At 67.3% G+C, this 26,336-nt stretch carries 29 protein-coding genes and 1 pseudogene; 14 read left to right on the plus strand and 16 right to left on the minus strand.

The features are described 5' to 3' along the window. Positions 1–28 precede the first annotated feature (28 nt). Positions 29–718 carry a glutathione S-transferase family protein gene (locus ACT531_RS18825; protein WP_476018410.1) on the plus strand — a complete coding sequence of 230 codons (690 nt, stop codon included), beginning with the start codon at positions 29–31 and terminating at the stop codon, positions 716–718. An 18-nt stretch (positions 719–736) separates the two neighbouring features. Then, positions 737–1,240, plus strand: a pseudogene (locus tag ACT531_RS18830) (low molecular weight protein-tyrosine-phosphatase). 18 nt (positions 1,241–1,258) lie between these two features. On the opposite strand, the gene ACT531_RS18835 reads toward ACT531_RS18830, so the two are convergent. The 7 genes from ACT531_RS18835 to ACT531_RS18865 all read right to left on the minus strand — a co-directional run bounded on the left by ACT531_RS18835 (position 1,259) and on the right by ACT531_RS18865 (position 9,059). Beyond that, positions 1,259–2,332: an XdhC family protein gene (locus tag ACT531_RS18835; RefSeq protein ID WP_476018411.1), complete on the minus strand. Its 1,074-nt coding sequence runs from the start codon at positions 2,330–2,332 to the stop codon at positions 1,259–1,261. A 29-nt stretch (positions 2,333–2,361) separates the two neighbouring features. Beyond that, on the minus strand, positions 2,362–2,994 hold the full coding sequence (locus ACT531_RS18840; RefSeq protein ID WP_476018412.1) for a CoxG family protein: 633 nt from the start codon (positions 2,992–2,994) through the stop codon (positions 2,362–2,364). Between the two features lie 96 nt (positions 2,995–3,090). Beyond that, positions 3,091–4,305, minus strand: coding sequence for a vWA domain-containing protein (locus tag ACT531_RS18845; protein WP_476018495.1), 1,215 nt, complete (start codon positions 4,303–4,305; stop codon positions 3,091–3,093). Between the two features lie 10 nt (positions 4,306–4,315). Next, a complete protein-coding gene (locus ACT531_RS18850) occupies positions 4,316–5,242 on the minus strand; it encodes an AAA family ATPase (protein WP_476018413.1) in 927 nt (308 codons plus the stop codon). Between the two features lie 109 nt (positions 5,243–5,351). Further along, positions 5,352–6,143 (minus strand): FAD binding domain-containing protein, encoded by a 792-nt coding sequence (locus tag ACT531_RS18855; RefSeq protein WP_295939593.1) that lies wholly within the window; start codon positions 6,141–6,143, stop codon positions 5,352–5,354. Between the two features lie 11 nt (positions 6,144–6,154). Further along, positions 6,155–8,542 (minus strand): xanthine dehydrogenase family protein molybdopterin-binding subunit, encoded by a 2,388-nt coding sequence (locus tag ACT531_RS18860; RefSeq protein ID WP_476018414.1) that lies wholly within the window; start codon positions 8,540–8,542, stop codon positions 6,155–6,157. Positions 8,543–8,588: 46 nt separating this feature from the next. Next, positions 8,589–9,059 (minus strand): (2Fe-2S)-binding protein, encoded by a 471-nt coding sequence (locus ACT531_RS18865; protein ID WP_476018415.1) that lies wholly within the window; start codon positions 9,057–9,059, stop codon positions 8,589–8,591. A gap of 222 nt (positions 9,060–9,281) precedes the next feature. Here ACT531_RS18865 and ACT531_RS18870 point away from each other — a divergent pair, with 222 nt between their 5' ends. Beyond that, the gene (locus ACT531_RS18870; RefSeq protein WP_476018416.1) at positions 9,282–10,430 is read left to right on the plus strand and encodes a helix-turn-helix domain-containing protein; all 1,149 of its coding nucleotides are present in this window, start codon (positions 9,282–9,284) and stop codon (positions 10,428–10,430) included. A gap of 150 nt (positions 10,431–10,580) precedes the next feature. On the opposite strand, the gene ACT531_RS18875 is transcribed toward ACT531_RS18870, so the two are convergent. Continuing rightward, positions 10,581–11,027: a helix-turn-helix domain-containing protein gene (locus ACT531_RS18875; protein WP_476018417.1), complete on the minus strand. Its 447-nt coding sequence runs from the start codon at positions 11,025–11,027 to the stop codon at positions 10,581–10,583. A gap of 83 nt (positions 11,028–11,110) precedes the next feature. Between ACT531_RS18875 and ACT531_RS18880 the strand changes: the two genes are divergently transcribed. The 3 genes from ACT531_RS18880 to ACT531_RS18890 are packed head-to-tail and all read left to right on the plus strand — an operon-like array spanning position 11,111 to position 12,489. Further along, the gene (locus tag ACT531_RS18880) at positions 11,111–11,608 is read left to right on the plus strand and encodes a DUF2938 domain-containing protein (protein ID WP_203422244.1); all 498 of its coding nucleotides are present in this window, start codon (positions 11,111–11,113) and stop codon (positions 11,606–11,608) included. Between the two features lie 48 nt (positions 11,609–11,656). Continuing rightward, entirely contained in the window at positions 11,657–12,265 is a 609-nt protein-coding gene (locus tag ACT531_RS18885; RefSeq protein WP_476018418.1) for a flavodoxin family protein, read from the plus strand. Then, entirely contained in the window at positions 12,262–12,489 is a 228-nt protein-coding gene (locus tag ACT531_RS18890) for a DUF2798 domain-containing protein (RefSeq protein WP_476018419.1), read from the plus strand. The genes ACT531_RS18885 and ACT531_RS18890 overlap by 4 nt, the downstream gene beginning before the upstream one ends. Before the next feature lie 27 nt (positions 12,490–12,516). On the opposite strand, the gene arsB is transcribed toward ACT531_RS18890, so the two are convergent. Genes arsB through ACT531_RS18910 form a run of 4 tightly spaced genes read right to left on the minus strand, consistent with a single transcriptional unit; the run spans position 12,517 to position 14,956 of the window. Next, complete coding sequence (gene arsB, locus ACT531_RS18895) at positions 12,517–13,536, minus strand: ACR3 family arsenite efflux transporter (RefSeq protein WP_476018420.1); 1,020 nt, start codon at positions 13,534–13,536, stop codon at positions 12,517–12,519. A 41-nt stretch (positions 13,537–13,577) separates the two neighbouring features. Continuing rightward, positions 13,578–14,084 (minus strand): arsenate reductase ArsC, encoded by a 507-nt coding sequence (locus ACT531_RS18900; protein WP_476018421.1) that lies wholly within the window; start codon positions 14,082–14,084, stop codon positions 13,578–13,580. Positions 14,085–14,093: 9 nt separating this feature from the next. Further along, positions 14,094–14,597 carry an ArsI/CadI family heavy metal resistance metalloenzyme gene (locus ACT531_RS18905; protein ID WP_146869528.1) on the minus strand — a complete coding sequence of 168 codons (504 nt, stop codon included), beginning with the start codon at positions 14,595–14,597 and terminating at the stop codon, positions 14,094–14,096. A gap of 32 nt (positions 14,598–14,629) precedes the next feature. Then, complete coding sequence (locus ACT531_RS18910; protein WP_060985705.1) at positions 14,630–14,956, minus strand: ArsR/SmtB family transcription factor; 327 nt, start codon at positions 14,954–14,956, stop codon at positions 14,630–14,632. A 189-nt stretch (positions 14,957–15,145) separates the two neighbouring features. Here ACT531_RS18910 and ACT531_RS18915 point away from each other — a divergent pair, with 189 nt between their 5' ends. Genes ACT531_RS18915 through ACT531_RS18940 form a run of 6 tightly spaced genes read left to right on the plus strand, consistent with a single transcriptional unit; the run spans position 15,146 to position 21,101 of the window. Beyond that, positions 15,146–16,843 (plus strand): EAL domain-containing protein, encoded by a 1,698-nt coding sequence (locus ACT531_RS18915; RefSeq protein ID WP_476018422.1) that lies wholly within the window; start codon positions 15,146–15,148, stop codon positions 16,841–16,843. Positions 16,844–16,848: 5 nt separating this feature from the next. Further along, complete coding sequence (locus ACT531_RS18920; protein WP_476018423.1) at positions 16,849–17,973, plus strand: saccharopine dehydrogenase NADP-binding domain-containing protein; 1,125 nt, start codon at positions 16,849–16,851, stop codon at positions 17,971–17,973. A 4-nt stretch (positions 17,974–17,977) separates the two neighbouring features. Continuing rightward, positions 17,978–18,502 carry an SRPBCC family protein gene (locus ACT531_RS18925; RefSeq protein ID WP_476018424.1) on the plus strand — a complete coding sequence of 175 codons (525 nt, stop codon included), beginning with the start codon at positions 17,978–17,980 and terminating at the stop codon, positions 18,500–18,502. Further along, positions 18,499–18,897, plus strand: coding sequence for a DoxX-like family protein (locus tag ACT531_RS18930; RefSeq protein ID WP_476018425.1), 399 nt, complete (start codon positions 18,499–18,501; stop codon positions 18,895–18,897). The genes ACT531_RS18925 and ACT531_RS18930 overlap by 4 nt, the downstream gene beginning before the upstream one ends. Next, on the plus strand, positions 18,894–19,388 hold the full coding sequence (locus tag ACT531_RS18935; RefSeq protein WP_476018426.1) for a DUF2269 family protein: 495 nt from the start codon (positions 18,894–18,896) through the stop codon (positions 19,386–19,388). The genes ACT531_RS18930 and ACT531_RS18935 overlap by 4 nt, the downstream gene beginning before the upstream one ends. Before the next feature lie 15 nt (positions 19,389–19,403). After that, the gene (locus ACT531_RS18940; RefSeq protein ID WP_476018427.1) at positions 19,404–21,101 is read left to right on the plus strand and encodes an ABC1 kinase family protein; all 1,698 of its coding nucleotides are present in this window, start codon (positions 19,404–19,406) and stop codon (positions 21,099–21,101) included. Positions 21,102–21,201: 100 nt separating this feature from the next. On the opposite strand, the gene ACT531_RS18945 is transcribed toward ACT531_RS18940, so the two are convergent. Genes ACT531_RS18945 through ACT531_RS18960 form a run of 4 tightly spaced genes read right to left on the minus strand, consistent with a single transcriptional unit; the run spans position 21,202 to position 24,331 of the window. Then, positions 21,202–22,026 carry a molybdate ABC transporter substrate-binding protein gene (locus ACT531_RS18945; protein ID WP_476018428.1) on the minus strand — a complete coding sequence of 275 codons (825 nt, stop codon included), beginning with the start codon at positions 22,024–22,026 and terminating at the stop codon, positions 21,202–21,204. Positions 22,027–22,035: 9 nt separating this feature from the next. Beyond that, positions 22,036–22,872 (minus strand): ABC transporter substrate-binding protein, encoded by an 837-nt coding sequence (locus tag ACT531_RS18950; RefSeq protein ID WP_309822664.1) that lies wholly within the window; start codon positions 22,870–22,872, stop codon positions 22,036–22,038. Then, entirely contained in the window at positions 22,869–23,585 is a 717-nt protein-coding gene (locus ACT531_RS18955; protein ID WP_476018429.1) for an ABC transporter ATP-binding protein, read from the minus strand. Before ACT531_RS18955 ends, ACT531_RS18950 begins: the two co-directional genes overlap by 4 nt. Positions 23,586–23,593: 8 nt before the next feature. Beyond that, positions 23,594–24,331 carry an ABC transporter permease gene (locus ACT531_RS18960; protein ID WP_295939538.1) on the minus strand — a complete coding sequence of 246 codons (738 nt, stop codon included), beginning with the start codon at positions 24,329–24,331 and terminating at the stop codon, positions 23,594–23,596. A 63-nt stretch (positions 24,332–24,394) separates the two neighbouring features. Here ACT531_RS18960 and ACT531_RS18965 point away from each other — a divergent pair, with 63 nt between their 5' ends. Together ACT531_RS18965 and ACT531_RS18970 are read left to right on the plus strand one after the other, a co-directional pair. Then, a complete protein-coding gene (locus ACT531_RS18965; protein WP_309822662.1) occupies positions 24,395–25,522 on the plus strand; it encodes a substrate-binding domain-containing protein in 1,128 nt (375 codons plus the stop codon). A 182-nt stretch (positions 25,523–25,704) separates the two neighbouring features. Next, on the plus strand, positions 25,705–26,325 hold the full coding sequence (locus ACT531_RS18970) for a TRAP transporter small permease subunit (protein WP_043565607.1): 621 nt from the start codon (positions 25,705–25,707) through the stop codon (positions 26,323–26,325). Positions 26,326–26,336 lie beyond the last annotated feature (11 nt).

Genomic DNA, 26,336 nt, shown 5'->3' on the forward strand with positions numbered 1-26,336 from the left:
GGGTCCACTCTTCAATAAGATGGCGGCCATGATCACCCTGCACCACCTCGAAACCTCGCGCTCGCAGCGCATTCTCTGGCTGTTGGAAGAGCTGGGCGTGCCCTACGAGCTCAAGATCTACGCGCGCGACAAGGCCACCAAGCTGGCCCCACCGGCGCTCAAGGCCATTCACCCCCTGGGCAAGTCACCGGTCATCACGGATGGCGACGAGGTGATTGCCGAATCAGGCGCCATCATCGAGTACCTGGTAGAAACCTACGGCGAGCAGGCCCGGGGCGACCTGGCCCACCTGCAGCCCCAGCCACGCACAACCGAACACCGCCAGTGCCGCTTCTGGATGCACTATGCCGAGGGCTCGCTGATGAACTGGCTGGTGATGAAGCTGGTGTTCAAGACCATCCCCACCCAGCCCATGCCCTTCTTCGTGAAGCCCATTGCGCGCGCCCTGTGCGGCACGGTGCAGCAAAAGCTCATCGACCCCAACGTGGACACGGCGCTGGCATTCATTGAAGAGCACCTGGGCACCCACCGCTGGTTTGCCGGGGAGCACCTGACCATGGCGGATTTTCAGATGAGCTTTGCGGTGGAGGCGCTGATGTCCCGCGCCAACGACGCAAGCCGCTCCCCGCACCTGCAGGCCTACCTGGAACGCATGCATGCCCGCCCGGCCTACCAGCGCGGCATTGCCAAGGGCGGCCCGGTGGTGATCGAGGCCTGAACGCACACGGCCATCACCATGTCGCGCTACGCCATCCTGTTTGTGTGCATGGGCAACATCTGCCGCAGCCCCACAGCCCACGGCGTGTTCCGCCACAAGATCGCCCACAGCGGCCTGGCGCACAGCGTGGTGGTGGACTCAGCCGGCACGCACAACTACCACCCCGGCGAGCCGCCCGACACCCGCACCCAGCGCCACGCGGCGCAGCGCGGTTATGACCTGTCGGACCTGCGGGCCCGACAGATCACGGATGCGGACTTTGCGCGTTACGACCTGATCCTGGCCATGGACTAGGACAACCTCACATTGGCACAAGACCTGTGCCCACCCGCACACGCGCACAAGCTGCGGCGCATGACGGAGTTCTGCCTGCAGTTCGACAGCCCGGTGGTGCCCGACCCGTACTACGGCGGCAGCCAGGGGTTTGAAGAGGTGCTGGATCTGGTAGAAGACGCCTGCGAAGGGCTGCTCAGGCACGTACAGCGGCAGCTGCAGGCCCAGGTGCCACCAGTGCAGCACTGACCACCGGGACGGCCCGAGCTACCGCACGCCGCACACCAGGGCGCCCGGGTCGTTGTGGGCCAGCTCCCGGTCGTTCTTGGCCTGGGCCACTTCCATATCGCGCGGCAAGGTCACGCCGTTCTTCACGGCCAAAATCTCGGCCATCACGCTCACTGCAATCTCGGGTGGTGTCTTGCTGCCGATGTAGATGCCAATGGGCCCGCGCAGGCGCTGCAGGCTGGCTTCGGTCTGGTCGAAGTGCTCGATCATGCGGGCCCGCCGCGCCTCGTTGTTGCGGCGCGAGCCAATGCCGCCCACGTAGAACGCCTCGGTGTTCAGCGCCTCCAGCAGCGCCAGGTCGTCCAGCTTGGGGTCGTGCGTGAGGGCCACCACGCAGGTGCGGCGGTCGGGCTTGAAGGCCAGCACCACATCGTCTGGCATGTCGCTCACCACCGTGGCGCCGGGCACGCTCCAACTGCCCCGGTATTCCTCGCGCGGGTCGCACACCGTCACGGCAAAGCCGTTGAACAAGGCCATGGTGGCCAGGTATTCGGTGAGCTGCCCCGCACCGATGAGCAGCATGCGGTACTCGGGGCCGAAGGTGTTGGTGAGCTGCTGTGCATCCACCTTGAGATCCTCGGGGGCCTGGGTGGGTGCCAGGGTCACGGCGCCGTCAGACAGGCGCACGGTGCGCTGCACCAGGCGCCCGGCGGCCAGCTGGGCAATGAGGTCCGCCAGCAGGTTGGGATCAGGGTCGTACTCAAGCAGCAGCTCCAGCGTGCCGCCGCAGGGCAGGCCAAAGCGGTGGGCCTCGTCGGCGCTGACGCCGTATTTGACAAACGATGGCGGGCCGCTGGGGATGCGGTGGTCGGTACCGTCTGCCGCCGCACCCGCCTGTGCATAGGCGCGTGTGTGGCGGTCGATCAAATCGTCTTCAATGCACCCGCCCGACACCGACCCCACCACCGCGCCGTCCTCGCACAGTGCCATGATCGAGCCCACCGGCCGGGGCGACGAGCCCCACGTGCGCACCACCGTGGCCAGCAGCGCACGGCGCCCCGTGGCCCGCCAGCCCTGCAGCGTGCGCAGCACGACGACGTCCAAATTTTCCATGACTCACTTCCTTCCGCTGCCCCGAGCAATCAGCCCCGATTGAACCACCAGGCCAGCAATACGAGGGCCGTCACGCCAACACCCCACACCCACGCAGGGATACCGCCACCCTGGGTGGCGCTGCCCTCTTCCACGGTGCCTGGCTGGGTGATGGCATCGGCACTGGCCGATGCGTCTGCTGGAGGGGCTTCAGCGCGCGGAAAGCGGCGCTGCATCTCGTCGTCAAACCGCTTGAAGAAGTCTTCGGCCATGCTCTTGGCGGCGCCGTCGATGAGGCGCTGGCCCAGCTGCGCAATCTTGCCGCCCACCGAGGCGTGCACGGTGTAGTGCAGCTCGCAGCTGGCCTGCCCGGCCGCATCGGCGGGGAGCGGCACCAGCTTGACTTGGGCGTTGCCCTTGCCAAAGCCCGCCACGCCGCCGGAGCCGTCAAAGGCGATGTTGTAGCTCTCGGGCGGCACGATGTCGGACAGCGTGATCTTGCCCGCGAACTTGGCCGACACGGGCCCGATCTTGAGCGCCATGGCCACCGAGTACTGGTTCTCGCCCGTGGGCTCGACCTTATCGCAGCCAGGAATGCACAGCTTGAGCACTTCGGGGTCGTTGAGCGCCTCCCAGGCCTGTTGCTGGCTGACGGCAAGGGTTCGGCTGGCTTGCATTTCCATGGTGGGTCCTCTCGATTTTCAAATGGTGTGGATGTTGTGGGAATTCAATCGGTCCGCTGCGTGGCTGGACTCGGTGCGGCGTGGGGCACGGCGCCGTCATTGCCGCAGCACGCTCGCCAGGCTGGCGGCCAGGTCCTTCAGATGGCTCAGGTTGTGCACGGCAACCATGCCGTGGGCCTGGCGGTGCAAGGCCGACGCACCGCGCGCCGTGGGGGCATAGCCCTCGTAGCGCAGCAGGGGGTTAAGCCACAGCAGGCGACCGCAGTGGCGCCGCAGCCAGGCCAGCTCGCGCTCCAGCACCTCGGGCGTGCCCGTGTCCAGCCCGTCGCTGATCAACAGCACCAGCGTCCGCCGCCCCACCAGGCGCCGTGCATGCTGCAGGCGCAGCTGGCCCAGGCTGTCGCCCATGCGGGTGCCCCCGGCAAAGTCGGTGATGGCGTGGCTGGCCATCTCCAGCGTCGCATCGGTGTCGGCCAGGCGGAAGGCGGGCGTGAGGTCGGTCAAGCCGGTGCCAAACGCAAACACGTCACGGCGCACGGCGGCGCCGGTGTGGCGCGGTGCGGTGGCCGCGTGCAAAAAGGCCAGCAGCAAGCGCGCGTAGCGCTCCATGGAGCCCGACACATCCACCAGCACCAGCAGTGGCAGCGGTTGCTGGCGCCGCTGCAGCAAGGGGATGTGCAGCACCTCGCCCCCACTGCGCGCCGCATGGTGCATGGCGCCGGGCCAGTGCGGGCGGCTACCGCGTGCGCCCGGCCGGGTGCGGCGGGCGGCGTAGTGCGGCAAGGGCAAAGGCACATCACGCGCCAAGCGCTCCACCAGGATGTATTCGCTGGCCGAGAGCTGGTTGAAGTCAGCCTGCCGCAGGCGCTGCAGGTCACTGGCCGTCATGGCGGCATCGAATTCGATCTTGTCTTCTTCACGCGCGGGCGGCGCGTTGCGTGCCGCGCGTACCGGCGCCAGCGCCTCGCTCACACGCGGGCGGCGTTTGACGGGCTCGGCCTTGGACTCGGCGCTGGGCAGCATCTGTGCCAGCAGCTTCTGCGCGACGTTGGGGTTGCGAAAGTAGGCGTCAAACAGCTCGCGGAACACCATGCGGTCTTGCTCCCGGCTGACCAGCACGGCCTCCAGTGCAGCGCTGAAATCCTCGCGCTGCAGGCCCACAAGCATCACCGCCTGCTGGGCCAGCGCCATGCGGGCAGCGTCCACCCGCACACCCGCGCGGCGCAGCGTGCGGCCAAAGCCGCTCAGGTTGTCGGCCAGCTTGCCGGTGCGGGCATCGCCGAGTTGAGAGAACATCGCACCCTCGGCCATGGGACGGCTCTCATGCATCGACATCGGCGGGTTGCAGCAACTGCACCGCCATGTCGCGGGTGAGCGCCGCGACATCCTCGCGCTGCTTGAACAGGATGCCTGCGGTATCGGACACCACCTCGGGGTCCACCACGAGGGTGTCCAGCGCCACCAGCGCCTTGGCCCATTCCACGCTCTCGGCAATGCCCGGTGCGCGCTGGAACGCGTTGGCAAAAGGCTGGCTGCGCAGCCGGCCCACAAACTCTGCCACCTGCACGGCCAGTGCCTCGCTCGCACCCGGCACCTGGGCGCGCACGATGGCCAGCTCACGCTCGCGCTCGGGGTAGTCCAGCCAGTGGTACAGGCAGCGGCGCTTGACGGCGTCGTGCAGATCGCGCGTGCGGTTGCTGGTGAGGATGGTGACCGGCGTGGCCGTTGCACGCACGGTGCCGATCTCGGGAATGCTCACCTGGTACTCGCCCAGGTACTCGAGCAAAAAGGCCTCGAACGGTTCGTCGGCGCGGTCCACTTCGTCGATCAGCAGCACGGCGCCCGGTGCTGGCGCCTGCAGCGCCTGCAGCAACGGGCGGCGGATGAGGTAGCGGTCTTGGTACACCTCGCGCTCCACCTGCGCCATGTCGGCACCGCCCTGCCCTTCCGCAGCCCGCATGTGCAGCAACTGAGCGGCGTAGTTCCACTCGTACAGCGCCTCGCGCTGCTCCAGGCCGTCGTAGCACTGCAGGCGGATCAGGCTGCGCGACAGCACTTCTGAGAGAGCTTTGGCGAGCGCCGTCTTGCCCACGCCGGGCTCACCCTCCAGCAGCAAAGGCCGCTGCAGCTGGAGCGCCAGAAACACCGCCGTGGCCAGGCGACGGTCGGCAAAATAGCCCACGCTCTGCAGGGCCTGCACCAGGGCGTCGATGGAAGCCGGAACCGGCGCGGCGTTCAACGAGTTCATTGCTATCCAATTCATAGCTGCTAGCGCATATGCTTCTATCGCTAGCGGCCAATTTCACTCAAAAACCCGCCACCGGGTGCCGCACCACGGTAGCGGGGTTGCCCTCATGTCATCCCAGCATCTGCTGCACAGCGCGCTGCGTTTGCACGCTGATGAGGTTAGCGCGGTAGGCAGCGCTGGCGTGGATGTCGGCGTTCAAATCGCTCGCGTCGATCTTGACGCTGGCCGCCGACTGCGGCGTGAAGCTCTGGTTGAGCGCCGCCTCCAGCCCCGCATGGCGGAACACGCTGCTGGCCGCACCGGTGACGGCCACGCGCACACCGCTGTCGGTCTGCGCCACAAACACCCCCACCAGCGAGAAGCGCGATGCCGCCTGCTTGAACTTCATGTACGCGGCACGCTTAGGGATGGGGAAGCGGATGGCAGTAATGATCTCGCCCTCCTCCAGCGCCGTGGTGTACATGCCCACGAAGAAGTCGTCGGCTTGGATCTCGCGGCGGTTGGTGATGACCGTGGCGCCCAGGCCCAGCACCGCGCTGGGGTAGCAGGCGGCGGGGTCGTTGTTGGCCACCGAGCCGCCCAGCGTGCCACGTGCGCGCACCTGGCGGTCGCCGATGTGGGCGGCCAGGTCGGCCAGTGCCGGGATGGCCGACTTGACCTCGCTGCTGGCCGCCACGTCCATGTGGCGCGTCATGGCACCGATGACCAGCGCGTTGCCTTCGCGGCGGATACCCGCCAGCTCGGCAATGCCGTTCAGGTCCACGATTTTTTCGGGGTTGGCCAGGCGCAGCCGCATGGACGGCAGCAGGCTTTGCCCACCCGCAAGCAGCTTGCCGCCCTGGGCGATGAGCTGCGCGGCCGCCGCGGTGGAGGAAGGAGCCTCAAAGGTGAATGCGTACATGGTTGGTCTCCTTATGCCTTGGCGGACTGAATGGCTTCCCACACGCGATGCGGCGACGCGGGCATGTCGAAGTCCTTCACGCCCAGGGGCCGCAGCGCGTCCAGCACAGCATTGATCACCGCCGGTGGCGAGCCGATCGCCCCGGCCTCGCCGCAGCCCTTGGTGCCCAGCGGGTTGTGGGTGCAGGGCGTGCATACATGGCCCAGCTTGAACTCGGGGAAGTCGTCAGCGCGCGGCATGGCGTAGTCCATGAAGCTGCCGGTGAGCAGCTGGCCGGTTTCGCGGTCGTACACGCAGCTCTCCAGCAGCGCCTGACCAATGCCCTGCACCAGACCGCCGTGCACCTGGCCTTCCACGATCATGGGGTTGATGATGGTGCCAAAGTCGTCCACGGCGGTGAACTTGTCCACGCGGGTCACGCCGGTCTGCGGGTCGATTTCCACCTCGCAGATGTAGGTACCTGCCGGGAAGGTGAAGTTGGTGGGGTCGTAGAACGCGGTTTCGTTCAGGCCCGGCTCCAGCTTGTCCAGCGGGTAGTTGTGCGGCACATAGGCCGTGAGTGCCACCTGACCGAACGGGATCTTCTTGTCCGTGCCCCGCACGGTGAATTCGCCGCCGCTGAAGTCGATGTCGGCGTCGCTGGCCTCCATCAAATGCGCGGCAATCTTCTTGGCCTTGGCCTCGATCTTGTCCAGCGCCTTCATGATGGCCGCCCCGCCCACGCTGATGGAACGCGAACCATAGGTGCCCATGCCGAACGGCACACGGCCCGTGTCGCCGTGCACGATGTCCACGTTCTCCACCGGAATGCCCAGGCGCGCGGCCACCACCTGCGCAAAGGTGGTCTCATGCCCCTGGCCGTGGCTGTGCGAGCCGGTGAACACCGTCACGCTGCCCGTGGGGTGCACGCGGACCTCGCCGCATTCAAAAAGGCCTGCGCGTGCGCCCAAAGCACCTGCGATGTTGGACGGCGCAATGCCGCAGGCTTCGATGTAGCTGCTGTAGCCAATGCCGCGCTTGAGACCCTTGGCCTCGCTGGCGGCCTTGCGCGCGGCAAAGCCCGCCACGTCTGCCAGCTGCTGCGCCTGCGTCATGCACGCGTGGTAGTCCCCCACGTCGTACTGCAGTGCCACCGGCGTCTGGTACGGCCAGCTGGTGATGAAGTTGCGCTTGCGGATCTCGTCCTGGCCCAGGCCCATTTCCCAGCCGCAGCGGGTCACCAGCCGCTCCAGCAGGTAGGTGGCCTCGGGCCGGCCCGCGCCCCGGTAGGCATCGACGGGCGCGGTGTTGGTGAACCACGAATCCACCTCCACATACACCTGTGGCGTGGTGTACTGGCCGGCGAGCAGCGTGGCGTACAGGATGGTGGGCACGGCGCTGGCAAAGGTGCTCAGATAAGCGCCCAGGTTGGCGTGGGTGTGCACCCGCATGGCCAGGAACTTGCCGTCCTTGTCCATCGCCATTTCGGCATGGCTCACGTGGTCGCGGCCATGTGCGTCGGAGAGGAACGCCTCGCTGCGGTCCGCCACCCACTTGATGTTGCGGTTGAGCTTTTTGGCCGCCCAGGTCAGGCACACGTCTTCAGCGTACAGATAGATCTTGGAGCCGAAGCCACCGCCTACGTCGGGCGCAATCACACGCACCTTGTGCTCGGGCAGGCCCATCACAAAGGCCGTCATCAGCAGACGCTCGACGTGCGGGTTCTGGTTGCTGACGTACAGCGTGTATTCGTCGCTCGCGCGGTTGTAGCTGCCGATGGCCGCACGCGGCTCCATGGCGTTGGGGATCAGGCGGTTGTTGATAAGGTCGAGCTTGGTGATGTGCGCAGCGTTGGCAAATGCGGCGTCCACGGCGCCCTTGTCGCCGATGGCCCACTTGAAGCAGTGGTTGTCGGGCGCAATGTCGTGCAGCGCCGCACCGGCCACGGCGCCCGATGCGGCGTCGGCCACGTTCACCACTGCAGGCAGCACGTCGTAGTCCACCTCCACCAGCTCGGCCGCATCGCGCGCCTGCTGCTGGGTCAGCGCCACCACCATGGCCACGTGGTCGCCCACATAGCGCACCTTGCCCTGGGCCAGGATGGGGTGCGGCGGCTCCTTCATGGGCTCGCCGTTGGTGCTGGTGATGAGCCAGCCGCAGGGCAGGCCGTTGATGTTGTCGGCGGCCACATCGGCGCCGGTGAACACGCCCAGCACACCGGGCGCGGCTTTGGCGGCGTCGATGTTGATGCTGTTGATCTTGGCGTGGGCGTGCGGCGAGCGCACGAACACCGCATGGCTCTGCGCAGCCAGCACCACGTCGTCGGTGTACTGGCCCGCGCCGGTCAGGAAGCGGTAGTCTTCCTTGCGCTTGAGCGATTCGCCGATGTGCGGTAGCTTGGAAAAGTCGGATGCACCCATGGTCTTGTCTCCTTGGATTGTTCTGGCGTGGGAACGGCGGGCGCGCTCAGGCGCCAGCCATGGCCTTCTGGCCGACCTGCACTGCGCGCACGATGTTCTGGTAGCCGGTGCAGCGGCAGATGTTGCCTTCGAGCAGCTCGCGGATCTCGCCTTCGCTGGCGTTGGGATGGTTCTTGCACAGGTCCACCGCACTCATCACCATGCCGGGCGTGCAGAAGCCGCACTGCAGGCCATGGCACTCCTTGAACGCCGCCTGCATGGGGTGCATGGTGCCGTCTGCCGACGCCATGCCTTCGATGGTCGTCACCTCGGTCCCCTGCGCCTGCACCGCCAGCATGGCGCAGGATTTGACGGCCCGGCCGTTCACATGCACCGTACACGCCCCGCACTGGCTGGTGTCGCAACCCACATGGGTGCCGGTGAGCATCAGGTGCTCTCGCAGCGCATGGACAAGCAGGGTATTGGGAGGGACGTCAACACTGGCGGCGCGCCCGTTGACCGTGAACTGGACTTGCATCTGGCTGTCTCCTGGAGTGGTTCTGGCTGGATAGGAGCGCGCTCACGACCTCGCGGAGGGGATCAGGATCACGCTCATCGCTCGCGCATCTTCTGCCGCGCCCCACGCCCCATCCCTAGGGACAACCCTAGATTTCCGGGGCCCCTGGCTGGATATTCTCAAAATGAAACATGCTGCACTGCACACCGGCGCATCATGCGGACCTCCAGGAGCCTGTTCACCATGCTGATCTCCGCGCCCCACCCCGCTGCTGACCGCCACGCGCTGATTGCGCGGGCGCGCCAGAGCCTGCTGTCCGACGGTGCAGCGCCCGTGCGCGCCGAGGTGGAACCGTGGATTGCGCGGTCCTGGCAGCGCTGCCTGGCGCGGGGCCTGGAGCCCACGCGGCGCGTGGCGTTTGACGCCGTCAGCGCCACGGCGCTGCGCCACAGCCAGGAGCAGCACCATCACCTGCTGCGCGCGGCCCGGCCGGTGTTGGAGCAGCTGACCAGGGCCATTGCGGGCATGCGCTACTTCGCCATGCTGACCGACGCACGCGGCATCGTGGTCGATGTGCAGGGCCATTGCGACCGGAGCGACCCGCGCGCCAGCGCCATCGGCCGTGTGGGCATTGACCTGTCCGAAGCCGCCGTGGGCACCACCGCCATCGGCGCCGCGCTGGAGGAGCTGCAGCCCGTGTGGCTGCATCGGGGCGAGCATTTTTTTGACGACAACGCCAGCTACAGCTGCGCCGGGGCGCCGCTGTTCGACCCCCAGGGCCGCTGCATGGGCATGCTGGACCTGACGGGTGTGGATGTGCCCGAACGGCCCGAGCTGCGCCACCTGGTGGCCCGGTCGGCCCGCGCCATGGAAGACGCACTGCTGCTGCAGCTGCCCCACGCCCTGCTGCTGCGCGTGAACTGGCCGGGCTGCCCGCTGGGCGGCGAAGGCGACGGCATGCTGACGCTGGACGCCGACGGCTGCGTGGTGGGTGCCAACAGCATGGCCCGCCAGCTGGTGCCGCAGCCCCTGCGCGCGCCCGGCCTGCCCGGCGCCCGCACCCATTGCAGCGACCTGCTGGCCATGCCCTGGACCATGCTGTTCGACGCGGCCCGCCAGCAGCGCAGGGAGCCGCTGGATTTGCCGCTGTGGTCGGGCCTGCGGCTGCACGCGCTGGCGCAGCTGCCTGCGCACGCCCGCACCGTGGGCGACACCCACACGGCGGCGTTGCCAGGCATTGCATCCGCGCCCGCCCCGCTGCGCGAGGCCGAAGTGGCCATGATCCGCCGCGCGGTGCAGGAAGCGCGCGGCAACGTGGCCGAGGCGGCGCGTGCGCTGGGCATCAGCCGCGCCACGGTGTACCGCAAGCTGGGCGCCCCCAAAGGCGGGTGACAGGCCCGCGCCGCGGCCCACACCGCCGTACAGGCGTCCGGCGGCTGCATTTCAAGCCTTTTTGGCCGATAGCGCCAGTGCAATATGCCCGAGCAGCTATCAAATAAGTAGCAACTCAATCACCCCATCAACCGAGGCGCCTCCGGCCGCTCAGGCACGCGGCCGGCGCAGGCCCACCACGGGCTGCGCGCTGCGCCGCTGCTGACGGTCCAGCGCTCCGTCAGCGGCGGCTTTCAGCAGCCGCTGGAAGGACGGGCACTGGGCGTGGCTCTCGGCCGGGCAGGCGGCCGCGTGCCGCAGGCCGTTGCTCATGGCCTTGAGGCGCTTGACCATGGTGTCGAGCTCGTCGGCCTTGCTTGACAGTAGCTGCCGGTCGATGTTGGGCTCGCCACTGGGCAAGAACATGGACCGGATGTCGTCCAGCGAGAACCCGGCCGACTGCCCCAGCGCAATCAGCGCCAGCTGGTCCATCACGCCGGGCGCAAACCGGCGGCGCTCGCCGGGTTGCCCCACCGACTGGATCAGCCCCTTCTCCTCGTAATACCGCAGCGTGGACGCCCTCAGACCGGAGCGTTTGGCGACTTCGGCAATGTCCATGAAAAAACCTCTTGACCTCAAGTTGACTTGAACTTCTATATTCCGTTCAAAACCTTCTTCCGTCAACTTTTCGAGGTGTTTTCATGACTCTCTCACTGCAAGACATTCCCCTCGCCGTGCTCCTGGGCATCGGCGCCACAGCCGTCATGGATGCGTGGCTGTTGCTGCTCAAAAGGCTGGGCGTGCCCACGCTCAACTTCGCTTTTATCGGCCGCTGGGTGGGCCACCTGCTGCGCGGGCAGGTGGCCCACGCGGCCATCGCCAAGGCGGCTCCGGTGCGCGGCGAGCTGGCCTGGGGCTGGCTCACGCACTACGCCGTGGGCGTGGCCTTTGCCGGGGTGCTGCTGTCCCTGCAGGGCGCCGCGTGGGTTCACAGCCCCACCCTGCTGCCCGCGCTGGCCGTGGGCATGGGCACCGTGGCGGCGCCGCTCTTGGTCATGCAGCCTGCCATGGGCTCGGGCTTTGCGGCATCGCGCACGCCCACCCCGCTCAAGAACTGCCTGCGCAGCCTCGCCAACCACACCGTGTTTGGCCTGGGCCTGTATCTCTCCGCGCTGGTCATCGCACTGATTTCACGCTGACCTGTCCCGCGCCTTCTCCCCCGAAATCGCTCTCAAGGAAACCACACCATGCAACACATTGCCATCGTCTATCACAGCGCCCACGGTCACACCGCGCACATTGCCCACCACGTGCTGGACGGCGCCCGCACCGTGCCGGGCGTGCTCGCCGAACTGGTCCGGGCCGAAGACCTGGCGCAGGCGCCCGACCGCCTGCTGCGCTACGACGGCGTCATCCTGGGCTCGCCCACCTACCTGGGCGGGGTCTCCGGGCCGTTCAAGACCTTCATGGATTCCACAGGCCGCCTGTGGAAGACGCAACAGCTCAAGAACAAGCTGGCGACGGGCTTTACCGTGTCGTCACTGCCCGCAGGCGACAAGCAGTCCACGCTGATGTCGATGTGGGTATTCGCCATGCAGCACGGCATGGTGTGGGTGGGCAACCCCATCCTGCCAGAGCAGCATGCCGGGGTGCCGTACGACGAGGCGGCCAACCGCCTCGGCTCCTGGTCGGGCCTGATGGCGCAGGCAGGCCATGGGGCGGCCGCCGATGCGTTTGTGCCCGGCGACACCAAGACCGCCCGCATGTTCGGCCAGCATTTCGCAGAGACGCTGCAACGCCTGGGCAGTGTGGGCGGTGCAGCCGCACGCCAGCCTGGCGAAGAGGTGGCCGCATGATCCCCGCCCGCTATGGCCCGGTGCTGTTCAGCCTGATCTTGTCAGGGGTGATGTCGCTGCTGGTGTCGGGCATCTCCACCTTTCGCGCGCTGCAGTCGCAGCAGGACTTTGTGAGCCTTTGGGCGGGCGCGTGGCTGACTGGGTGGCTGTTTGCCTTTCCGGCGGTGATGCTGGCAGCGCCGCTGGCCCGCAAGGCGGTGGCGCTGCTCACGGCCAGGGGCTGAGCGTGCGGGCGGGCTGCGCCGCGCTACTCACGCCCGCTCGTACCACCCCTTGCTGCGGTTGACGATGTACACCACCAGCAGCATCACCGGCACCTCGATCAACACGCCCACCACGGTGGCCAGCGCGGCGCCCGAGTGAAAGCCGAACAGGCTGATGGCGGCGGCCACCGCCAGCTCGAAAAAGTTGGAGGCGCCGATCAGTGCCGATGGACAGGCCACGCTGTGCTTTTCCCCCACTGCGCGGTTGAGCCAGTAGGCCAGCCCCGCGTTGAAAAACACCTGGATCAGGATGGGTACGGCCAGCAGCGCAATCACCAGCGGCTGCTGCAGGATGGCCTGGCCCTGGAACGCAAACAGCAGCACCAGCGTGGCCAGCAATGCGGCGATGGACCAGGGCCCCATGCGCGCCATGACGGCATCGAACACCGCCTGCCCCTGGGCCAGCAACGACCGGCGCAGCCACTGGGCCAGCACGACCGGGATCACGATGTAGAGCACCACCGAAGTCAGCAAGGTGTCCCACGGCACGGTGATGGCCGAGATGCCCAGCAAGAACGCCACCAGCGGCGCAAACGCGACCACCATGATGCTGTCGTTCAGTGCCACCTGCGACAGCGTGAACAGCGGGTCGCCGCCGGTGAGGCGGCTCCACACGAACACCATGGCCGTGCAGGGGGCCGCTGCCAGCAGGATGAGGCCTGCGATGTAGCTGTCCAGTTGGTCGGCTGGCAGGTAGGGCGCGAACCAGTGGCGGATGAATAGCCAGCCCAGCAGCGCCATCGAAAACGGCTTGACCAGCCAGTTCACCACCAGCGTCACGCCAATGCCCCGGGCATGCTTGCGCACTTCGCCCAACGCGCTGAAGTCCACCTTCACCAGCATGGGGATCACCATCACCCAGATCAGCAGGCCCACGGGCAGGTTGACCTGGGCGATCTCCATGCGGCCGACGGCCTGGAACACCGACGGCAAGAACTGCCCCAGCGCAATGCCCACCACGATGCACAGCAACACCCACACGGTGAGGTAGCGCTCGAACACGCTCATGGGGGCCGGCACTGGCGCGCCGGCCGGTCCGCACCGCGCCGTCATGGCGTGGCTGCGGCACGCGACAGCTCGCGCGCGGTGTGCTGCAACAGGGTCTTTTCGAGCTTGTCGGCAGGCAGGTTGATGAGCAGCTCCAGCCGCTGGTGGATAGCGTGCAAGGTCTTGCGGAAAGCCTCGCGCTTTTCATCGTCCGAGCCCTCCCCTGCGGACGGGTCGGCGTAACCCCAGTGGGCCGTGGCCGGGTGGCCGGGCCAGATGGGGCAGACCTCGCCCGCCGCGTCGTCGCAGACGGTGATGATGAGGTCCATCACGGGTGCGCCCGGGGCGGCAAACTCGTCCCAGCTTTTGCTGCGCAGGCCTTCGGTCGAGATGCCAGCGCCGCGCAGCACTTCCAGGCCCAGCGGGTTGGGTTGCTGGTTGTCGCGCGGGCTGCTGCCCGCCGAGTACGCGTTAAACCGGCCCGGTGTCATGTCGTTGAGCAAGGCCTCGGCCAGGATGCTGCGGGCCGAGTTGTGGGTGCAAAGAAAAAGAACGTTCAAAGCGGTCATGCGGCGCTCTCAGCAGCAGCTGGTTTTGGCGGTTGTGGCAGTGGCCGGGCCGCAGCACGCCGCCCGAGGGGCCGCAGGTGCAGGGGCTGCCACCGCCGCTGGCGCGCAGCAGGCGCCCGCAGATGAAGACGGTGTGGCTTCGTTGAAGACGGGGATGTCGCCCAGGGTGTGAAAGTGCTCCCAGGCAATGCCCTGCGGGTCGGTCACCCAGTGCTTTTCGCTGCGGGCGTAGCAGCAGGTGGTGTTGCCCTCGTCGAGCAAGGCCATGTCGGCGGCCTCGGCACGCGCCTTCAGTTCGGCCAGCTCCTGAGCGTCGTCGGTCTGCATGCCAAAGTGGTCCAGGCCTGGCTTGGCGCCGCGCGTGGAGATCGCGAAGTTGACGCGCGGGTCCTCCAGCATCCACTTGGCATAGTCCGCCTCCACCCGCGCGGGGGCGGCAGCAAACAGCTTGGAATAGAAGGCGATGCTTTGGGCCAGATCATCGACATGCACATGGGCGTGGAAGCGTTTCATGGGGTTCTCCTTGGGGCAACGGTGAGGAACGGTCAGCAATGGCAGGAAGCAGCTGCGCCGTCAGGGGTACAGGCCTGGCCTTCGCAGCAGTTTTCGGTGAGGTAGGCCAGCAGCGCATTCATGGTGTCGAACGCGGCGCGGTAGATGAGGTTGCGGCCCTGTCGCTCCTGGCTGATGAGCCCTGCGTGCGACAGCTCCTTGAGGTGAAAGGACAGGGTGTTGGGCGCCACCTCCAGCTGGGCGGCCAAGTCGCCGGGGGTCAACCCCGCAGGGCCCGCCACCACCAGCGCACGAAAGACCCGCAGGCGGACCTCCTGGGCCAAGGCTGCGAGGGCTCGGACAACATCGGTTTCTTGCATTGATCGATAATACAACGATTGTTGAATTATTAAAAGAGGCTTCCAAACACGTATTGGAAAACCACTCTTGCCACAGATGGTCGCCAAGTGCCCAAGAGCGCGTACCCGCCACAGGCCGTTACGTTTTGGCTCCGCTCCACGGTCGTATGATGACCCGCGTACAAAAAAGGGCGGGAGCACGTGGACGATATGGTTTCAATCTGGCAGGGCGCCATGCAGGTGTTTGTGGTGGGGTTTCCGCCACTGCTGCAGAGCCTGCTGTTCTGGGTGTTTGCAGCACTGGTCGTGCACGTGTGCCAGCAGTTGGTGGAGCACACCGCGTATTCGGTGGACCCGTCCAGCCGCCGCATCAGCGCATCCCACGCATCGCTGTGCATTGGCTCCATCGTGTGGGCGCTGGATGTGGTGGGCCTGTTCCTCTACAACGAGCTGTCGCACCACGTGCTGGAGCTGGTGCCCGCGCTCAGCGGCCTGGTCATCATGGTGGTAAGTGCGCGGCTCACCATCCCCACCCTCAGCACCGGTGCCAGCAAACGCCGCATTGCACTGGCCAGCCTGTGGCTGGCGGTGGGCACGCTGGCCGGGCACTTCACCATCACCAGCAGCCATGTGCAGAGTTTTGGGCAGATCAACCTGCTGGCCACCGTGCTGTCGCTGGGCATTGCCACCGGCATTTCGTGCTATTGCGCCATCCGCCATCGCGCCGCCAAGCTCAGTGTGCTCAGCCCTCGCTACCGCGCCCAGAACTGGGCAGACAAGCTGCTGTGCGGCGGCGCGATCCTGGTACTGCACTGGCTGTTGGTCAATACCTTTCCCATGCACCAGGGCAACCACGATGCGGCGTCCGATGGAGCTGCCTTGCTGGTTGTGATGCTGGTGTTTGCGCTGGCGGTGGCCATGGAGCATCTGAGCAACCTGCGTTCGGACGCGGGGCGCCAGCAGCTGCTGCGGCGCGGGCTGTCGATGATGCGCACCTCGGCACTGGCCCACAACGCCCACAGCGACATTCAGCAGTCGCTGATTGCCGACCACCTGGACCGGCTGCTGCACCCCGACAACCTGGCCCTGCATTTCCAGCCCATCATCCACACCCAGCGCAGCGGGGTGCAGCTGGAGGCACTGCTGCGCCTGACCGACACCACACTGGGCCGCATCAACCCCGAAACCTTCTTGCTGGTGTGCGAGCTGCAGGGCAAGACGGCGGAGGTGGACCGCATGATTGTGTGCAATGCGCTCGACCATCTGTGCAACTGGCGGGCGCAGGGGCTGGATGCAGTGGCCATCAGCGTCAATGTGGCACCGGTCACGCTGATGCACGAAAGCTTTGCGCCCTGGCTGGGCCTGCAGCTGGCCCAGCGCGGCCTGCCCCCGCGCACCCTGAAGCTCGAAATGACCGAGCATGCCGTCATTGCGCTGGGCCCCCAGATGGTGGCGGCCATCAGCACGCTGAGCGCCCTGGGCGTGGCCGTGCTGATGGACGACTTTGGCGCCGGTTATTCGTCGCTGGGCATGCTGGCGGAGCTCCCCATTGCGGGCATCAAGTGTGACCGCCTGTTCGTGCGCCAGTTGCCGCAGGACCGCCGCCGCCAGAAGCTGCTGCGGCACATCAGCGCACTGGCGCGGGACCTGGGCCTGTCGGTGGTGGTCGAGGGGGTAGAGACGCCGGAGGAGCTGCGGGCCCTGGCCGCCGCCGGACTGCACCACATCCAGGGCTACCTGTTCAGCCGCCCCATTGCAGCGCCTGACGTACCCACCTGGCACCGCACGCAACTGCAGTCGCAGCGTGCCGCCCTTCAGGCCCTGCTGCACACGCCGGGCAGTGGCAGGGGCAGCGATACCTCCTTTGTGCCCACGCAGCCCAGCATGCACTGGGCCTCGGGCGCATGACCGCCATGGCTGCATTCAAAACCCTGGTCCTGGGCGGCTACGGCAACTTTGGGGCGCGCATCTGCCGCGCGCTGGTGAGCGATGAGGCCACACGCCACCACATGGCCCTGCTGGTGGCGGGCCGGGATGCATTGCAAGCGAAGGCCCTGGCCACGACGTTGGGCCACGGTGCCCAGGGCGTGGCGCTGGACCACCAGGCGCCCGGCCTGGTCGCCACCTTGCGCGAGTGGGGTGTGGGTCTGGTCATCCATACGGCAGGCCCTTTTCAGGCACAGGCCTACAACGTGGCCCAGGCGGCGGCCGAGGCGGGCGCGCACTACATCGACCTGGCCGACGGCCGCCGGTTTGTGTGCGACTTTCCCGCCGCCATGCAGGCTGCATTCACGGCCGCCGGGCGCACAGCCATCGCGGGTGCCAGCACGGTGCCCGCGCTGTCCTCCGCCGTCATCGACCACCTGTGCGCAGGCTGGCAGCGCATTGACAGCATCGACATCTGCATTGCCCCTGCGCAACGGGCACCCCGGGGCCAGGCCACGCTGGCGGCGGTGCTGAGCTACTGCGGTCTGCCCATTGACGTGTGGGACGGTGGCCGTTGGCAGCCGCACAGCGGCTGGGCGCGGCCCCGCCCCGTCCAGTTTCAGCGACTGCGCCCTCGCCTGGGGGCGGTCTGCGACATCCCGGACCTGGAAATCTTCCCCGCCCACTATCGGGCCCGCGACCGCGTCACCTTCCGCGCGGCCCTGGAGGTCGGCCTGGCGCAAAGAGCCTTCGCCACCCTGGCAACGCTGCGCCGCTGGGGCGTACTGCCCCACCCCGAAAAGCTGGCCTGGCTGATGCACCACGCGGGCGGCGCGCTGGACTTTCTGGGCACGCCGCTGGGCGGCATGGTGGTGCGTGTGGCGGGTGCCGAAGCACAAGGCCAGCCCCGGCGCCGCGCATGGCACATTGCGGCCGATAACGACCACGGCCCCGAAATCCCCTGCATGGCCGCCATCCTGCTGGCCCGCCAGCTCGCAGCCGGGCAGCCGCTGCCCACCGGGGCGCACACCAGCACCGGCCTGCTGCCCCTAGAGGCCTTTGCCCCCGAGTTTGCGAAGTGGGGCATGGTGACGGATGTGGTGGAGGAATGAGCCCATGACCCACCGGAAATTGACCTTCCCCATGCCAGCGCGGGCCGACGTTGTGTTCGATGCCTTCCACTACCACGAGTGGCGGTGCCAGTGGGATTCGCTGGTGCGCCGCACCAGCGTGGAAAGCGGTGCGCCCTGCCCCAGTGTGGGCGCCACCACCGAGAACCTGGGCGCCGGTGCATTGCGGGCGCTGTCCATGCGCACGCAGTTCGTCAGCTATGACCGCCCTGTGGTCGCGGCTGCGGCCATGGTGGGCCAGTCGTTTCCCTTCACCCAGTGGGCCGCCTCCATGCGCCACCAGGAGCAGGGCCCCCACCAATCCCTGCTGATCTACACCTACACCTTTCAAGTCGGCCCAGCAGCCTTGCGGGCGGTCATGGAGCCTGTGGTGGACTGGGTCTTTGTCCGCAAGACGCGCCAGCGGTTCCAGCGCCTGGCGCAGTTCCTGGCGGTCCGTGCTGCGGACATTGCAGACTGGCAACAGACGCAGAGCGTCGCGAAATCCGCAGCGCAGAAGGCCCGCCCATGAACCACGCGTCAGCTCGCCTGCTGCGTGCCAGCCTCGTGGTAGTCTGGCTGGCCACCGCCGTGGTCAGCGTGTGGGAGCTGCACGGCCAAAGCCGCGAGTTGCTGGCGGGCCTGCCCACCGCGTGGGCCGAGGGCCATGCCCCATGGCTGCCCACTGCCATCATCCTGGCCGGGGCGGCGGCCGACGCGGTGCTGGGGCTGTGGCTAGCGCTCCGCCCGGGCCGCAAAGCGTATGGCGCTGCTTTGCTGATGATGCTGGCCATGACACTGCTGGCCACGGCCATACAACCCGCCTGGTGGCTGCACCCCTTCGGGCCGTTGACCAAAAACCTGCCGATTGCCGCCATCCTATGGGTGCTACTGCAAGACGAGGCCACCTCACAGCAAAAGCCATGAGCCTGTACCTCACCCTCAAATGGCTGCACATCATCTCCAGCGTGCTGCTGGTGGGCACCGGGCTGGGATCGGCGTTCTACATGTTCTTTACCAACCGCAGCGGCAATGTGCAGGCGCAGGCGGTGGTCACGCGCCTGGTGGTACGGGCGGACTGGTGGTTCACCACACCCACGGTGTTCCTCCAGCCCGCCACGGGGCTGGCCATGGCAGCCATGGCGGGCCTGCCCTGGAGCACGCCGTGGCTCGCGGTGTCGATGGCGCTGTACCTGGTGGCCGGTGCCTGCTGGCTGCCCGTGGTGTGGCTGCAGCTACGCATGCGGGACATGGCAATCGAGACTGCAGAGGCAGCGCAGGCCGCTCAAGGCGACGGCATGCTGCCGCCCCTGTACTGGCGCTACGCCCGCTGGTGGGAGGCGCTGGGCTACCCGGCCTTTGTGGCCATGGCCGTGGTGTTCTACCTGATGGTGAACAAACCCGCCCTGACCTTCTGAACCTATCATCGCCCCATGCTGATCGAGACCCTCGACACTGCCCGCGACCTGGGGCGCCTGAAGGAAATCCTGGGCGTGATGGTGCGCCACGGGTTTGGCGACACAGTACGCCGCCTGGGCCTGACCGACCGCTTGGAGCGCGCCGGCCAGGCGCTGAACTGGACCCACGCAGCCGACCTGGCCCGCGTGGAGCCGCCGGTGCAGGTGCGGCTGGCCCTCGAAGAGCTGGGCCCCGCGTTCGTCAAGTTTGGCCAGATCCTCGCGGGGCGGGCCGACCTGTTTGGCCCTGAATGGATTGCCGAGTTCGAGAAGCTGCACAGCAACGTGCCCGCTTTGCCCATCGACGCCTTGCGCCCGCAACTGCGCGAAGACCTGGGTGCCGAGCCCGAAGCCGTTTTTGCCTGGTTCGACACCACGCCGCTGGCCGCCGCATCGATTGCTCAGGTGCACCACGCCCGTCTGCAGGACGGCAGCGAGGTCATCGTCAAGATCCGCCGCCCCGGCATTGCCGACACCATCCAGGCCGACCTGCGCCTGCTGCAGCGCCTGGCTGCGCTGGCCGAGGCCGAGCTGCCCGCGCTCAAGCCCTACCGGCCCCAGCAACTGGTGCGCGAGTTCGCCCGCTCGCTGCGCCGCGAGCTGGACCTGGCGGGCGAATGCCGCCAGGCCGAGCGCATTGCCACCAACATGGCCGTGCTGCCCCACATCGTGATCCCACGCGTGCACTGGGCCTACACCCGCGAACGCATCAATGTGCAGGACTTCATCGACGGCACGCCCGGTGGCGCCCTGGCCGCGCTGACACCCGAGGCCGGCTTTGACCGCACGGTGCTGGCGCAGCGGGGCGCGCAGGCGGTGCTGCAGATGATCGTGAAGGACGGCGTCTTTCACGCCGATCCGCACCCAGGCAATGTGTTTTACCTGCCGGGCAACCGCATTGCTTTCATTGACTTCGGCATGGTGGGCCGCCTGTCGCAGCGCCGGCGCGACGAGCTGCTGCAGCTGCTGTTGGGCCTGGTCGAGCACCAGCCCCAGGCCGTGGCCGACGTGCTGCTGGACTGGACGGGCGACGCGCAGGGCCTGAACCTGGGCCAGCTGGAGACCGAGATCGAGGCCTTTGTGGACCAGTATCACGGCGTTCCCCTGGCGCAGCTGAGCCTGGGGCAGATGCTGGCCGACGTGACGGCCATCCTGCGTGAACACCACCTGGGGCTGCCGTCCGACCTCGCGCTGCTGATCAAGGCCTTCATCTCGCTCGAAGGCATGGGCCGCAACCTGGACCCAGACTTTCACATGGCGACCGAAGCCCTGCCATTGCTCAAGCAGGTGGTGCGCGCGCGCTACGAGCCCAAGGTGTTGGCCGGGCGCGCCTGGAGCACCTTGCGGCGCGCGCTGGCCACCGTGGAGCAGTTGCCGGACGACATCGGACGGCTGCTGCGCAACGCGCGGCGCGGGCACTTGCAGGTGGGCATCGAGCTGGCGCACCTCAAGCGTGTGGGCGACCAGATCGACCGGTCTGCCAACCGGCTGGCGATGGCGCTGGTGATTGCGGCGCTGATCATCGGCTCGTCCATCGTGATGACCGTGAAGGGCGGGCCTACGCTGTTCGGCCTGCCCGCGTTTGGCTTCCTGGGGTTCTTCGGCGCGGTGGTGTGTGGCCTGTGGCTGGTACGCGCCATCTGGCGCAGCAGCCATCACCGTGATGACGACTGAGCGCAGCAGGCAGCAGTTCTAAACGACACACGCCGCGCCGCCCCACTAGGCAGGCAGACGCGGCGTGCGCACACACTCACAGCCAGACCGCAGTCCGTGCTCAGGGCTGCCCAAACCCCAGGCGTTGCAACACCGCCTGGGCAGGCGGTTGGCTCAGTGCACTGGCAAACGCCTGCGCTGCAGCAGGCGCGTCGGCACGCACGGTCAGGCCGTAGGCCGCGCCTACTTGCAGCGCGGCCGGTAGCTGGACCACGCGCAGGCGCGGCAACTCGGCCTGGGCGGCCACGGCGTTGGTGCAGTAGGTCAGAAACACATCGGCCTGGCGCTGGTCCATCACCCAGGCGTAGGTGCCCCGACCCGCAGGCGGCTTGGGCGAGTCCGCGCCGCCCGTAAGCTTCATGGCCTTGGCGTCCAGCTGGGCGTAGGCACCCGGCTGAACCTTGTCGGCTCGGCGGAACAGCGCCCAGGCGTAGTCGCCCGACGGGTCGGCCTTGGGCGTGGACGTGCCCACGCGCACATCGCTGCGCAGCAAGGTGGCCAGCAAGGTGTCGGGGGTGGCACTGATCTGCTCGCTGGTCAGCGCACACAGCGCATTGCGCGTGAACACCACGGGCGCCTGCCAGCCACCCCGGGCCACCAGGCGCTGCGGGTGGTCGGTGTCGGCCGAGGCAAAGACCTGTGCGGGCTCACCCTTTTCGATGCGCTCGCGCAGCAGGCCCGAGGCGCCGAAGGTCAGCGCCACTTTCTGGCCTGTGCGGGCCTCGTGGTCGCGCGCGATCTCGGTGAACGCCTCGCGCAGGCTGCCAGCGGCATACACCTGCACGGGGGCTGTATCAGCCATGGGTACCTTGGCAGGGCCCGCAGAACAACCGGCCAGGGCCCACACGGCGGTTGCAGCCACCGCCAACACGGAACGGTGTGTCATCGCGTCCGCTCACTGCGTGGCGTTGGGGAAGAACAGTTGTTCGCCGCCGATCTTGTAGCCCGCAATGGCTTGCTGGCCAACGGGCGACACCACCCAGTCCACAAACTTCTGCGCGTCCTGCGACTTCACATGCGGGTGCTTGGCGGGGTTCACGACCATCACGCCGTACTGGTTGAAGAGCTTGGTGTCGCCCTCGACCAGGATGGCCAGGTCCGCGCGGTTCTTGAAGTTGAGCCAGGTGCCCCTGTCGGCCAGCACGTAGGCGCCGCTCGATGCCGCAATATTCAGCGCGGGCCCCATGCCGCAGCCGCATTCCTTGTAGCCGCTGCCTTTTGATGTATTTGCGGCCTCGGCACCGGCCAGCTTCCAGTAGCGCAGTTCGGCCGCGTGGGTGCCGCTCTTGTCACCGCGAGAGATGAAGTTGCCGTTGGTGGCGGCCAGCTTCTGCAGCGCCTGCACGATGTCCTTGCCTTTGGTGCCCGCCGGGTCGTTCTTGGGGCCGATGAGGATGAAGTCGTTGTACATCACGGGGTAGCGCTTCACGCCCCAGCCATCGGCCACAAACTTTTCTTCGGCCACCTGGTCGTGCACAAACAGCACGTCGGCGTCACCCCGGCGTGCCATGTCGAGCGCCTGGCCGGTGCCCAGCGCCACCACCTTGATGTCGAGGCCGCTGGCCTTCTTGAACTCGGGCAGCAGGTAGCCAAACAGGCCCGACTGCTCGGTGGAGGTGGTGGACGCCATGGTGATGCTCTGCGCGAACGCGGAACCAGACGCTACCAAAACGATAGCTGTCACCGCTTTGGACACTAGCGCTACCGCGCGAAAAGACCTAAAACTCGTCATACCAGCTCTCCTTTGACAAACAAACGGGCGGCCTCCGGCAAGGGGCCGTTGAAAAAATCGTGCACCGGCAAGTCCGCCACCAGGCGGCCGTGCTCCATGTAGATGACGCGGCTGGCCAGGCGCTTGACCTGCCCCAGGTTGTGGCTGCTGAACACCATGGTCACGGGGTGCGCCGGACCGGCAGCGCCATGGCTGGCCGCAAAGTCGGCCATCAGGGCCTCGACCTCGCGCTTGGCATGGGGGTCGAGGCTGGCGGTGGGCTCGTCCAGCAGCAGCACGTCGGGCCGAAGGGCCCACGCGCGGGCCAGCGCCACCCGCTGCTGCTGGCCGCCCGACAGGGTGCGTGCGTTCTGCGCCGCGATACCCTGCAGGCCCACCCGCTGCAAGGCCGTCAGGGCCAGTGGGCGCGCATCGCGCCAGCGGGTACCACGCAGCCACAGGGCCAGCGCCACGTTGTTCTGGGCGCTGGTGCGCAGCATGTGCGGGCGCTGGAACAGCATGGCCTGGCGCAGCGATGCATCGCACTGCAGACCGCCCCCATGCGTGTCGGCCAGACCGTGCAGCACGCGCAACAGGGTGCTCTTGCCACTGCCGTTGGCGCCCACCAGCGCCACGCGCTCGCCAGGCGCAATGCGCAGCGTGACTTGGTCGAGCGCCTGCACACGGCCGTAACGCACAGTCACCTGGCGCAGATCCACCCAGGGGTTTGGCACGGGCCCGCTCATGCGGCTACTCCCACCGGCGTACTGGAGGCCGAGCCATCCACCCGCTCGCGCCAGCGCCGCAGCAACGCAATCAGCACATTCAGCGCCAGCACCACAGCCAGCAGGATCATGCCCAGCGCCAGCGCCAGCGGCAAATCGCCCTTGCTGGTCTCCAGCGCGATGGCGGTGGTCATCACCCGCGTGAAGCCGTCGATGTTGCCGCCCACGATCATCACCGCGCCCACCTCGGAGATCGCCCTGCCAAACGATGCCAGCAGCACCGTGAGCAGCGCATAGCGCTCGTCCCAGGCCAGCAGCAGGCTGCGCAGCAGCGGGCCCGCGCCCATGGAGCGCAACTGCTCGCCATGGGCGCGCTCGGCGTCTTCCACCGTCTGGCGCGTGAGCGCGGTGACCACCGGCAGCACAAGAATGGCCTGCGCCAGCACCATGGCCTTGAAGCTGAACAGCCAGCCCAGCGAGCCCAGCGGCCCGCTGCGCGACAGCACCAGGTACACCACCAGCCCCACCACCACCGACGGCACAGCCAGCAAGGTGTTGAGCACGGCCAGCACGGCGCCACGGCCCGCGAAGCGCGCGACGCCCAACCACGCGCCCAGCACCAGGCCCACCCCGCAGGCCATCACACAGGCGGTGGCGCTGACGGACAAGGAGCGGCCCACGATGGTCCAGAGGACGGGGTCGGACGAGAGGGTGAGTTCAAGCGCTGTGGTCGCGCTTTCGGTAAGGGTGGACATGGGCCAGGGGATCGGTTTGGGCTATCGTAGGCACCCATCCAATATCCAGCGATATGAACTCCCGTGCATAGGGTCCAACTTCATTACACACTCAGCCGGGACGCGGGCACTGCGCTCATCCGCAACCCGCTGCCCGAGCTGCTGCAGGCCGTGGCCGAGCGCGGCTCCATCTCAGGCGCCGCGCGCGCACTGGACCTGTCCTACCGCCATGTCTGGGGTGCTCTCAAGCGCTGGGAAGACCAGCTGGGCGGCGAATTGATCATTTGGGGCAAGGGCCAGTCGGCGCAGCTCAGCGAGTTCGGTAGCAAGCTGCTGTGGGCCGAACGCCAGGCCCAGGCGCGCCTGGCGCCGCAGATTGCCGCGCTGCACGCCGACCTGGAGCGCGCATTTGCCGTGGCCTTCGACCCCAATGCCCACGTGCTCACTCTCTATGCCAGCCATGACGATGCGCTGGCGGCGCTGCGCGCCCATGCCGCTACGCAGACCGATGTGGGCGCACTGCACCTCGACATCCGGTTCACTGGCAGCGTGGACGCCATCCGTGCGCTGAACGAGGGGCGCTGCACCCTGGCGGGTTTTCACACCGTGGCCGATGCGGCTGCGCAGTCGCTCACGGCGCGCACCTACCAGCCGCTGCTGCAGCCCGGGCTGCACAAGATCATTGGCTTTGCGCAGCGCACCCAGGGGCTCATGGTGGCGCCCGGCAACCCGCTGGGCCTGCACAGCCTGGCCGATGTGGCCCGCACCGGTGCCCGCTTCATCAACCGCCCGCTGGGCTCGGGCACGCGGGTGCTGCTGGATGACCTGCTGGCCCAGGCCGGCATGGACCCAGAAAGCATCGTGGGCTACGCCCTCAACGAACCCTCCCACACCGCCATTGCCCAAGCCGTGGCCGCAGGGGCGGCCGATGTGGGCATGGGCATCGAGCTGGCGGCCCGTGCGCGCGGGCTGGACTTTGTCCCCCTGGTGCACGAGCGCTACCACCTGGCGTGCCTGAAAGACAGCCTGGACCAGCCTGCCACGCTGGCACTGCGCAACCTGCTGCAAACCCCCGAGTGGCTGGCGCACATGGCCACGCTGCCGGGCTACAGCGCCTGGCACTGCGGCGAGGTGCTGGCCATGAGCACCGTGCTGCCGTGGTGGCAATTTGCGCGGAAAAAGCGCGCCTCAGCGCCTAAGAAGAAACCCTAATTGCTGCAGTTTTGATAGCTAAAGAATAAGCAGCCGCTGCGGGATAACACCGTCACGCTGCTGTCAGACTCCGCCTACAGTGCTCCGTAGAATCGCGCCGTCGTCACAGCATGCCCAGCCCCAGCGCCCACCCGCGCGGGGGCCGGGCATCTCGCACACACAGCCTTTTTATTGGAGACACCATGCAGGCTCTATTGAAGTTATCAAGAGGGATCGACTGGCTTAACACCCAGGTCGGCAAGTACGTGGTCTGGCTGATCCTGGCCTCCACGGTCATCAGCGGTGTGAACGCCGTGGTGCGCAAGGCGTTCAACATCAGTTCCAACGCCTTTCTGGAAGTGCAGTGGTACCTGTTCGCTGCATCGTTCCTGCTGGCAGCTGGCTACACGCTGCTGCAGGGCGAGCATGTGAAGGTGGACGTGATCTCGAGCCGCTTTTCCAAGCGCACGCAGATCTGGATCGACGTGTTCGGCTACATCGTCTTCCTCACGCCCATGTGCCTGGCCGTGCTCTGGTACGGGGTTCCGTTCTTCACGCGCGCCCTGGCGTCGGGCGAAATGTCCAACAACGCAGGCGGCCTGATCCGCTGGCCCGTGTACCTGATGATGCCCCTGGGCTTCACGCTGCTGTGGCTGCAAGGCATCTCTGAACTCATCAAGCGCCTGGGCTTCCTGCAAGGCCTGATCGAAGATCCGACGGTCAAGAAGGTCGAAAAGACGGCCGAGGAAGAACTGGCTGAATCCATCCGCAACCTGGCCGAAGCGGCCAAGGGCAATGGCAAGAACAAGGCCGAGGCCCACTGAGCGGAGCACAC

Source organism: Acidovorax sp. DMC1 (genome assembly GCF_056314325.1).

Bases quoted from the DNA above. Each gene is read 5' to 3' on its own strand.
- ACT531_RS18835 (WP_476018411.1), bottom strand. From the start codon at position 2,332: ATGGAAAATTTGGACGTCGTCGTGCTGCGCACGCTGCAGGGCTGGCGG.
- ACT531_RS18850 (WP_476018413.1), bottom strand. From the start codon at position 5,242: ATGAACTCGTTGAACGCCGCGCCGGTTCCGGCTTCCATCGACGCCCTG.
- ACT531_RS18865 (WP_476018415.1), bottom strand. From the start codon at position 9,059: ATGCAAGTCCAGTTCACGGTCAACGGGCGCGCCGCCAGTGTTGACGTC.
- ACT531_RS18915 (WP_476018422.1), top strand. From the start codon at position 15,146: ATGGTTTCAATCTGGCAGGGCGCCATGCAGGTGTTTGTGGTGGGGTTT.
- ACT531_RS18935 (WP_476018426.1), top strand. From the start codon at position 18,894: ATGAGCCTGTACCTCACCCTCAAATGGCTGCACATCATCTCCAGCGTG.
- ACT531_RS18920 (WP_476018423.1), top strand. From the start codon at position 16,849: ATGGCTGCATTCAAAACCCTGGTCCTGGGCGGCTACGGCAACTTTGGG.
- ACT531_RS18825 (WP_476018410.1), top strand. From the start codon at position 29: ATGATCACCCTGCACCACCTCGAAACCTCGCGCTCGCAGCGCATTCTC.
- ACT531_RS18880 (WP_203422244.1), top strand. From the start codon at position 11,111: ATGACTCTCTCACTGCAAGACATTCCCCTCGCCGTGCTCCTGGGCATC.
- ACT531_RS18900 (WP_476018421.1), bottom strand. From the start codon at position 14,084: ATGACCGCTTTGAACGTTCTTTTTCTTTGCACCCACAACTCGGCCCGC.
- ACT531_RS18905 (WP_146869528.1), bottom strand. From the start codon at position 14,597: ATGAAACGCTTCCACGCCCATGTGCATGTCGATGATCTGGCCCAAAGC.
- ACT531_RS18860 (WP_476018414.1), bottom strand. From the start codon at position 8,542: ATGGGTGCATCCGACTTTTCCAAGCTACCGCACATCGGCGAATCGCTC.
- ACT531_RS18930 (WP_476018425.1), top strand. From the start codon at position 18,499: ATGAACCACGCGTCAGCTCGCCTGCTGCGTGCCAGCCTCGTGGTAGTC.
- ACT531_RS18870 (WP_476018416.1), top strand. From the start codon at position 9,282: ATGCTGATCTCCGCGCCCCACCCCGCTGCTGACCGCCACGCGCTGATT.
- ACT531_RS18970 (WP_043565607.1), top strand. From the start codon at position 25,705: ATGCAGGCTCTATTGAAGTTATCAAGAGGGATCGACTGGCTTAACACC.
- ACT531_RS18840 (WP_476018412.1), bottom strand. From the start codon at position 2,994: ATGGAAATGCAAGCCAGCCGAACCCTTGCCGTCAGCCAGCAACAGGCC.
- ACT531_RS18950 (WP_309822664.1), bottom strand. From the start codon at position 22,872: ATGACGAGTTTTAGGTCTTTTCGCGCGGTAGCGCTAGTGTCCAAAGCG.
- ACT531_RS18885 (WP_476018418.1), top strand. From the start codon at position 11,657: ATGCAACACATTGCCATCGTCTATCACAGCGCCCACGGTCACACCGCG.
- ACT531_RS18940 (WP_476018427.1), top strand. From the start codon at position 19,404: ATGCTGATCGAGACCCTCGACACTGCCCGCGACCTGGGGCGCCTGAAG.
- ACT531_RS18945 (WP_476018428.1), bottom strand. From the start codon at position 22,026: ATGACACACCGTTCCGTGTTGGCGGTGGCTGCAACCGCCGTGTGGGCC.
- ACT531_RS18925 (WP_476018424.1), top strand. From the start codon at position 17,978: ATGACCCACCGGAAATTGACCTTCCCCATGCCAGCGCGGGCCGACGTT.
- ACT531_RS18910 (WP_060985705.1), bottom strand. From the start codon at position 14,956: ATGCAAGAAACCGATGTTGTCCGAGCCCTCGCAGCCTTGGCCCAGGAG.
- ACT531_RS18890 (WP_476018419.1), top strand. From the start codon at position 12,262: ATGATCCCCGCCCGCTATGGCCCGGTGCTGTTCAGCCTGATCTTGTCA.
- ACT531_RS18960 (WP_295939538.1), bottom strand. From the start codon at position 24,331: ATGTCCACCCTTACCGAAAGCGCGACCACAGCGCTTGAACTCACCCTC.
- ACT531_RS18855 (WP_295939593.1), bottom strand. From the start codon at position 6,143: ATGTACGCATTCACCTTTGAGGCTCCTTCCTCCACCGCGGCGGCCGCG.
- ACT531_RS18875 (WP_476018417.1), bottom strand. From the start codon at position 11,027: ATGGACATTGCCGAAGTCGCCAAACGCTCCGGTCTGAGGGCGTCCACG.
- arsB (WP_476018420.1), bottom strand. From the start codon at position 13,536: ATGAGCGTGTTCGAGCGCTACCTCACCGTGTGGGTGTTGCTGTGCATC.
- ACT531_RS18845 (WP_476018495.1), bottom strand. From the start codon at position 4,305: ATGGCCGAGGGTGCGATGTTCTCTCAACTCGGCGATGCCCGCACCGGC.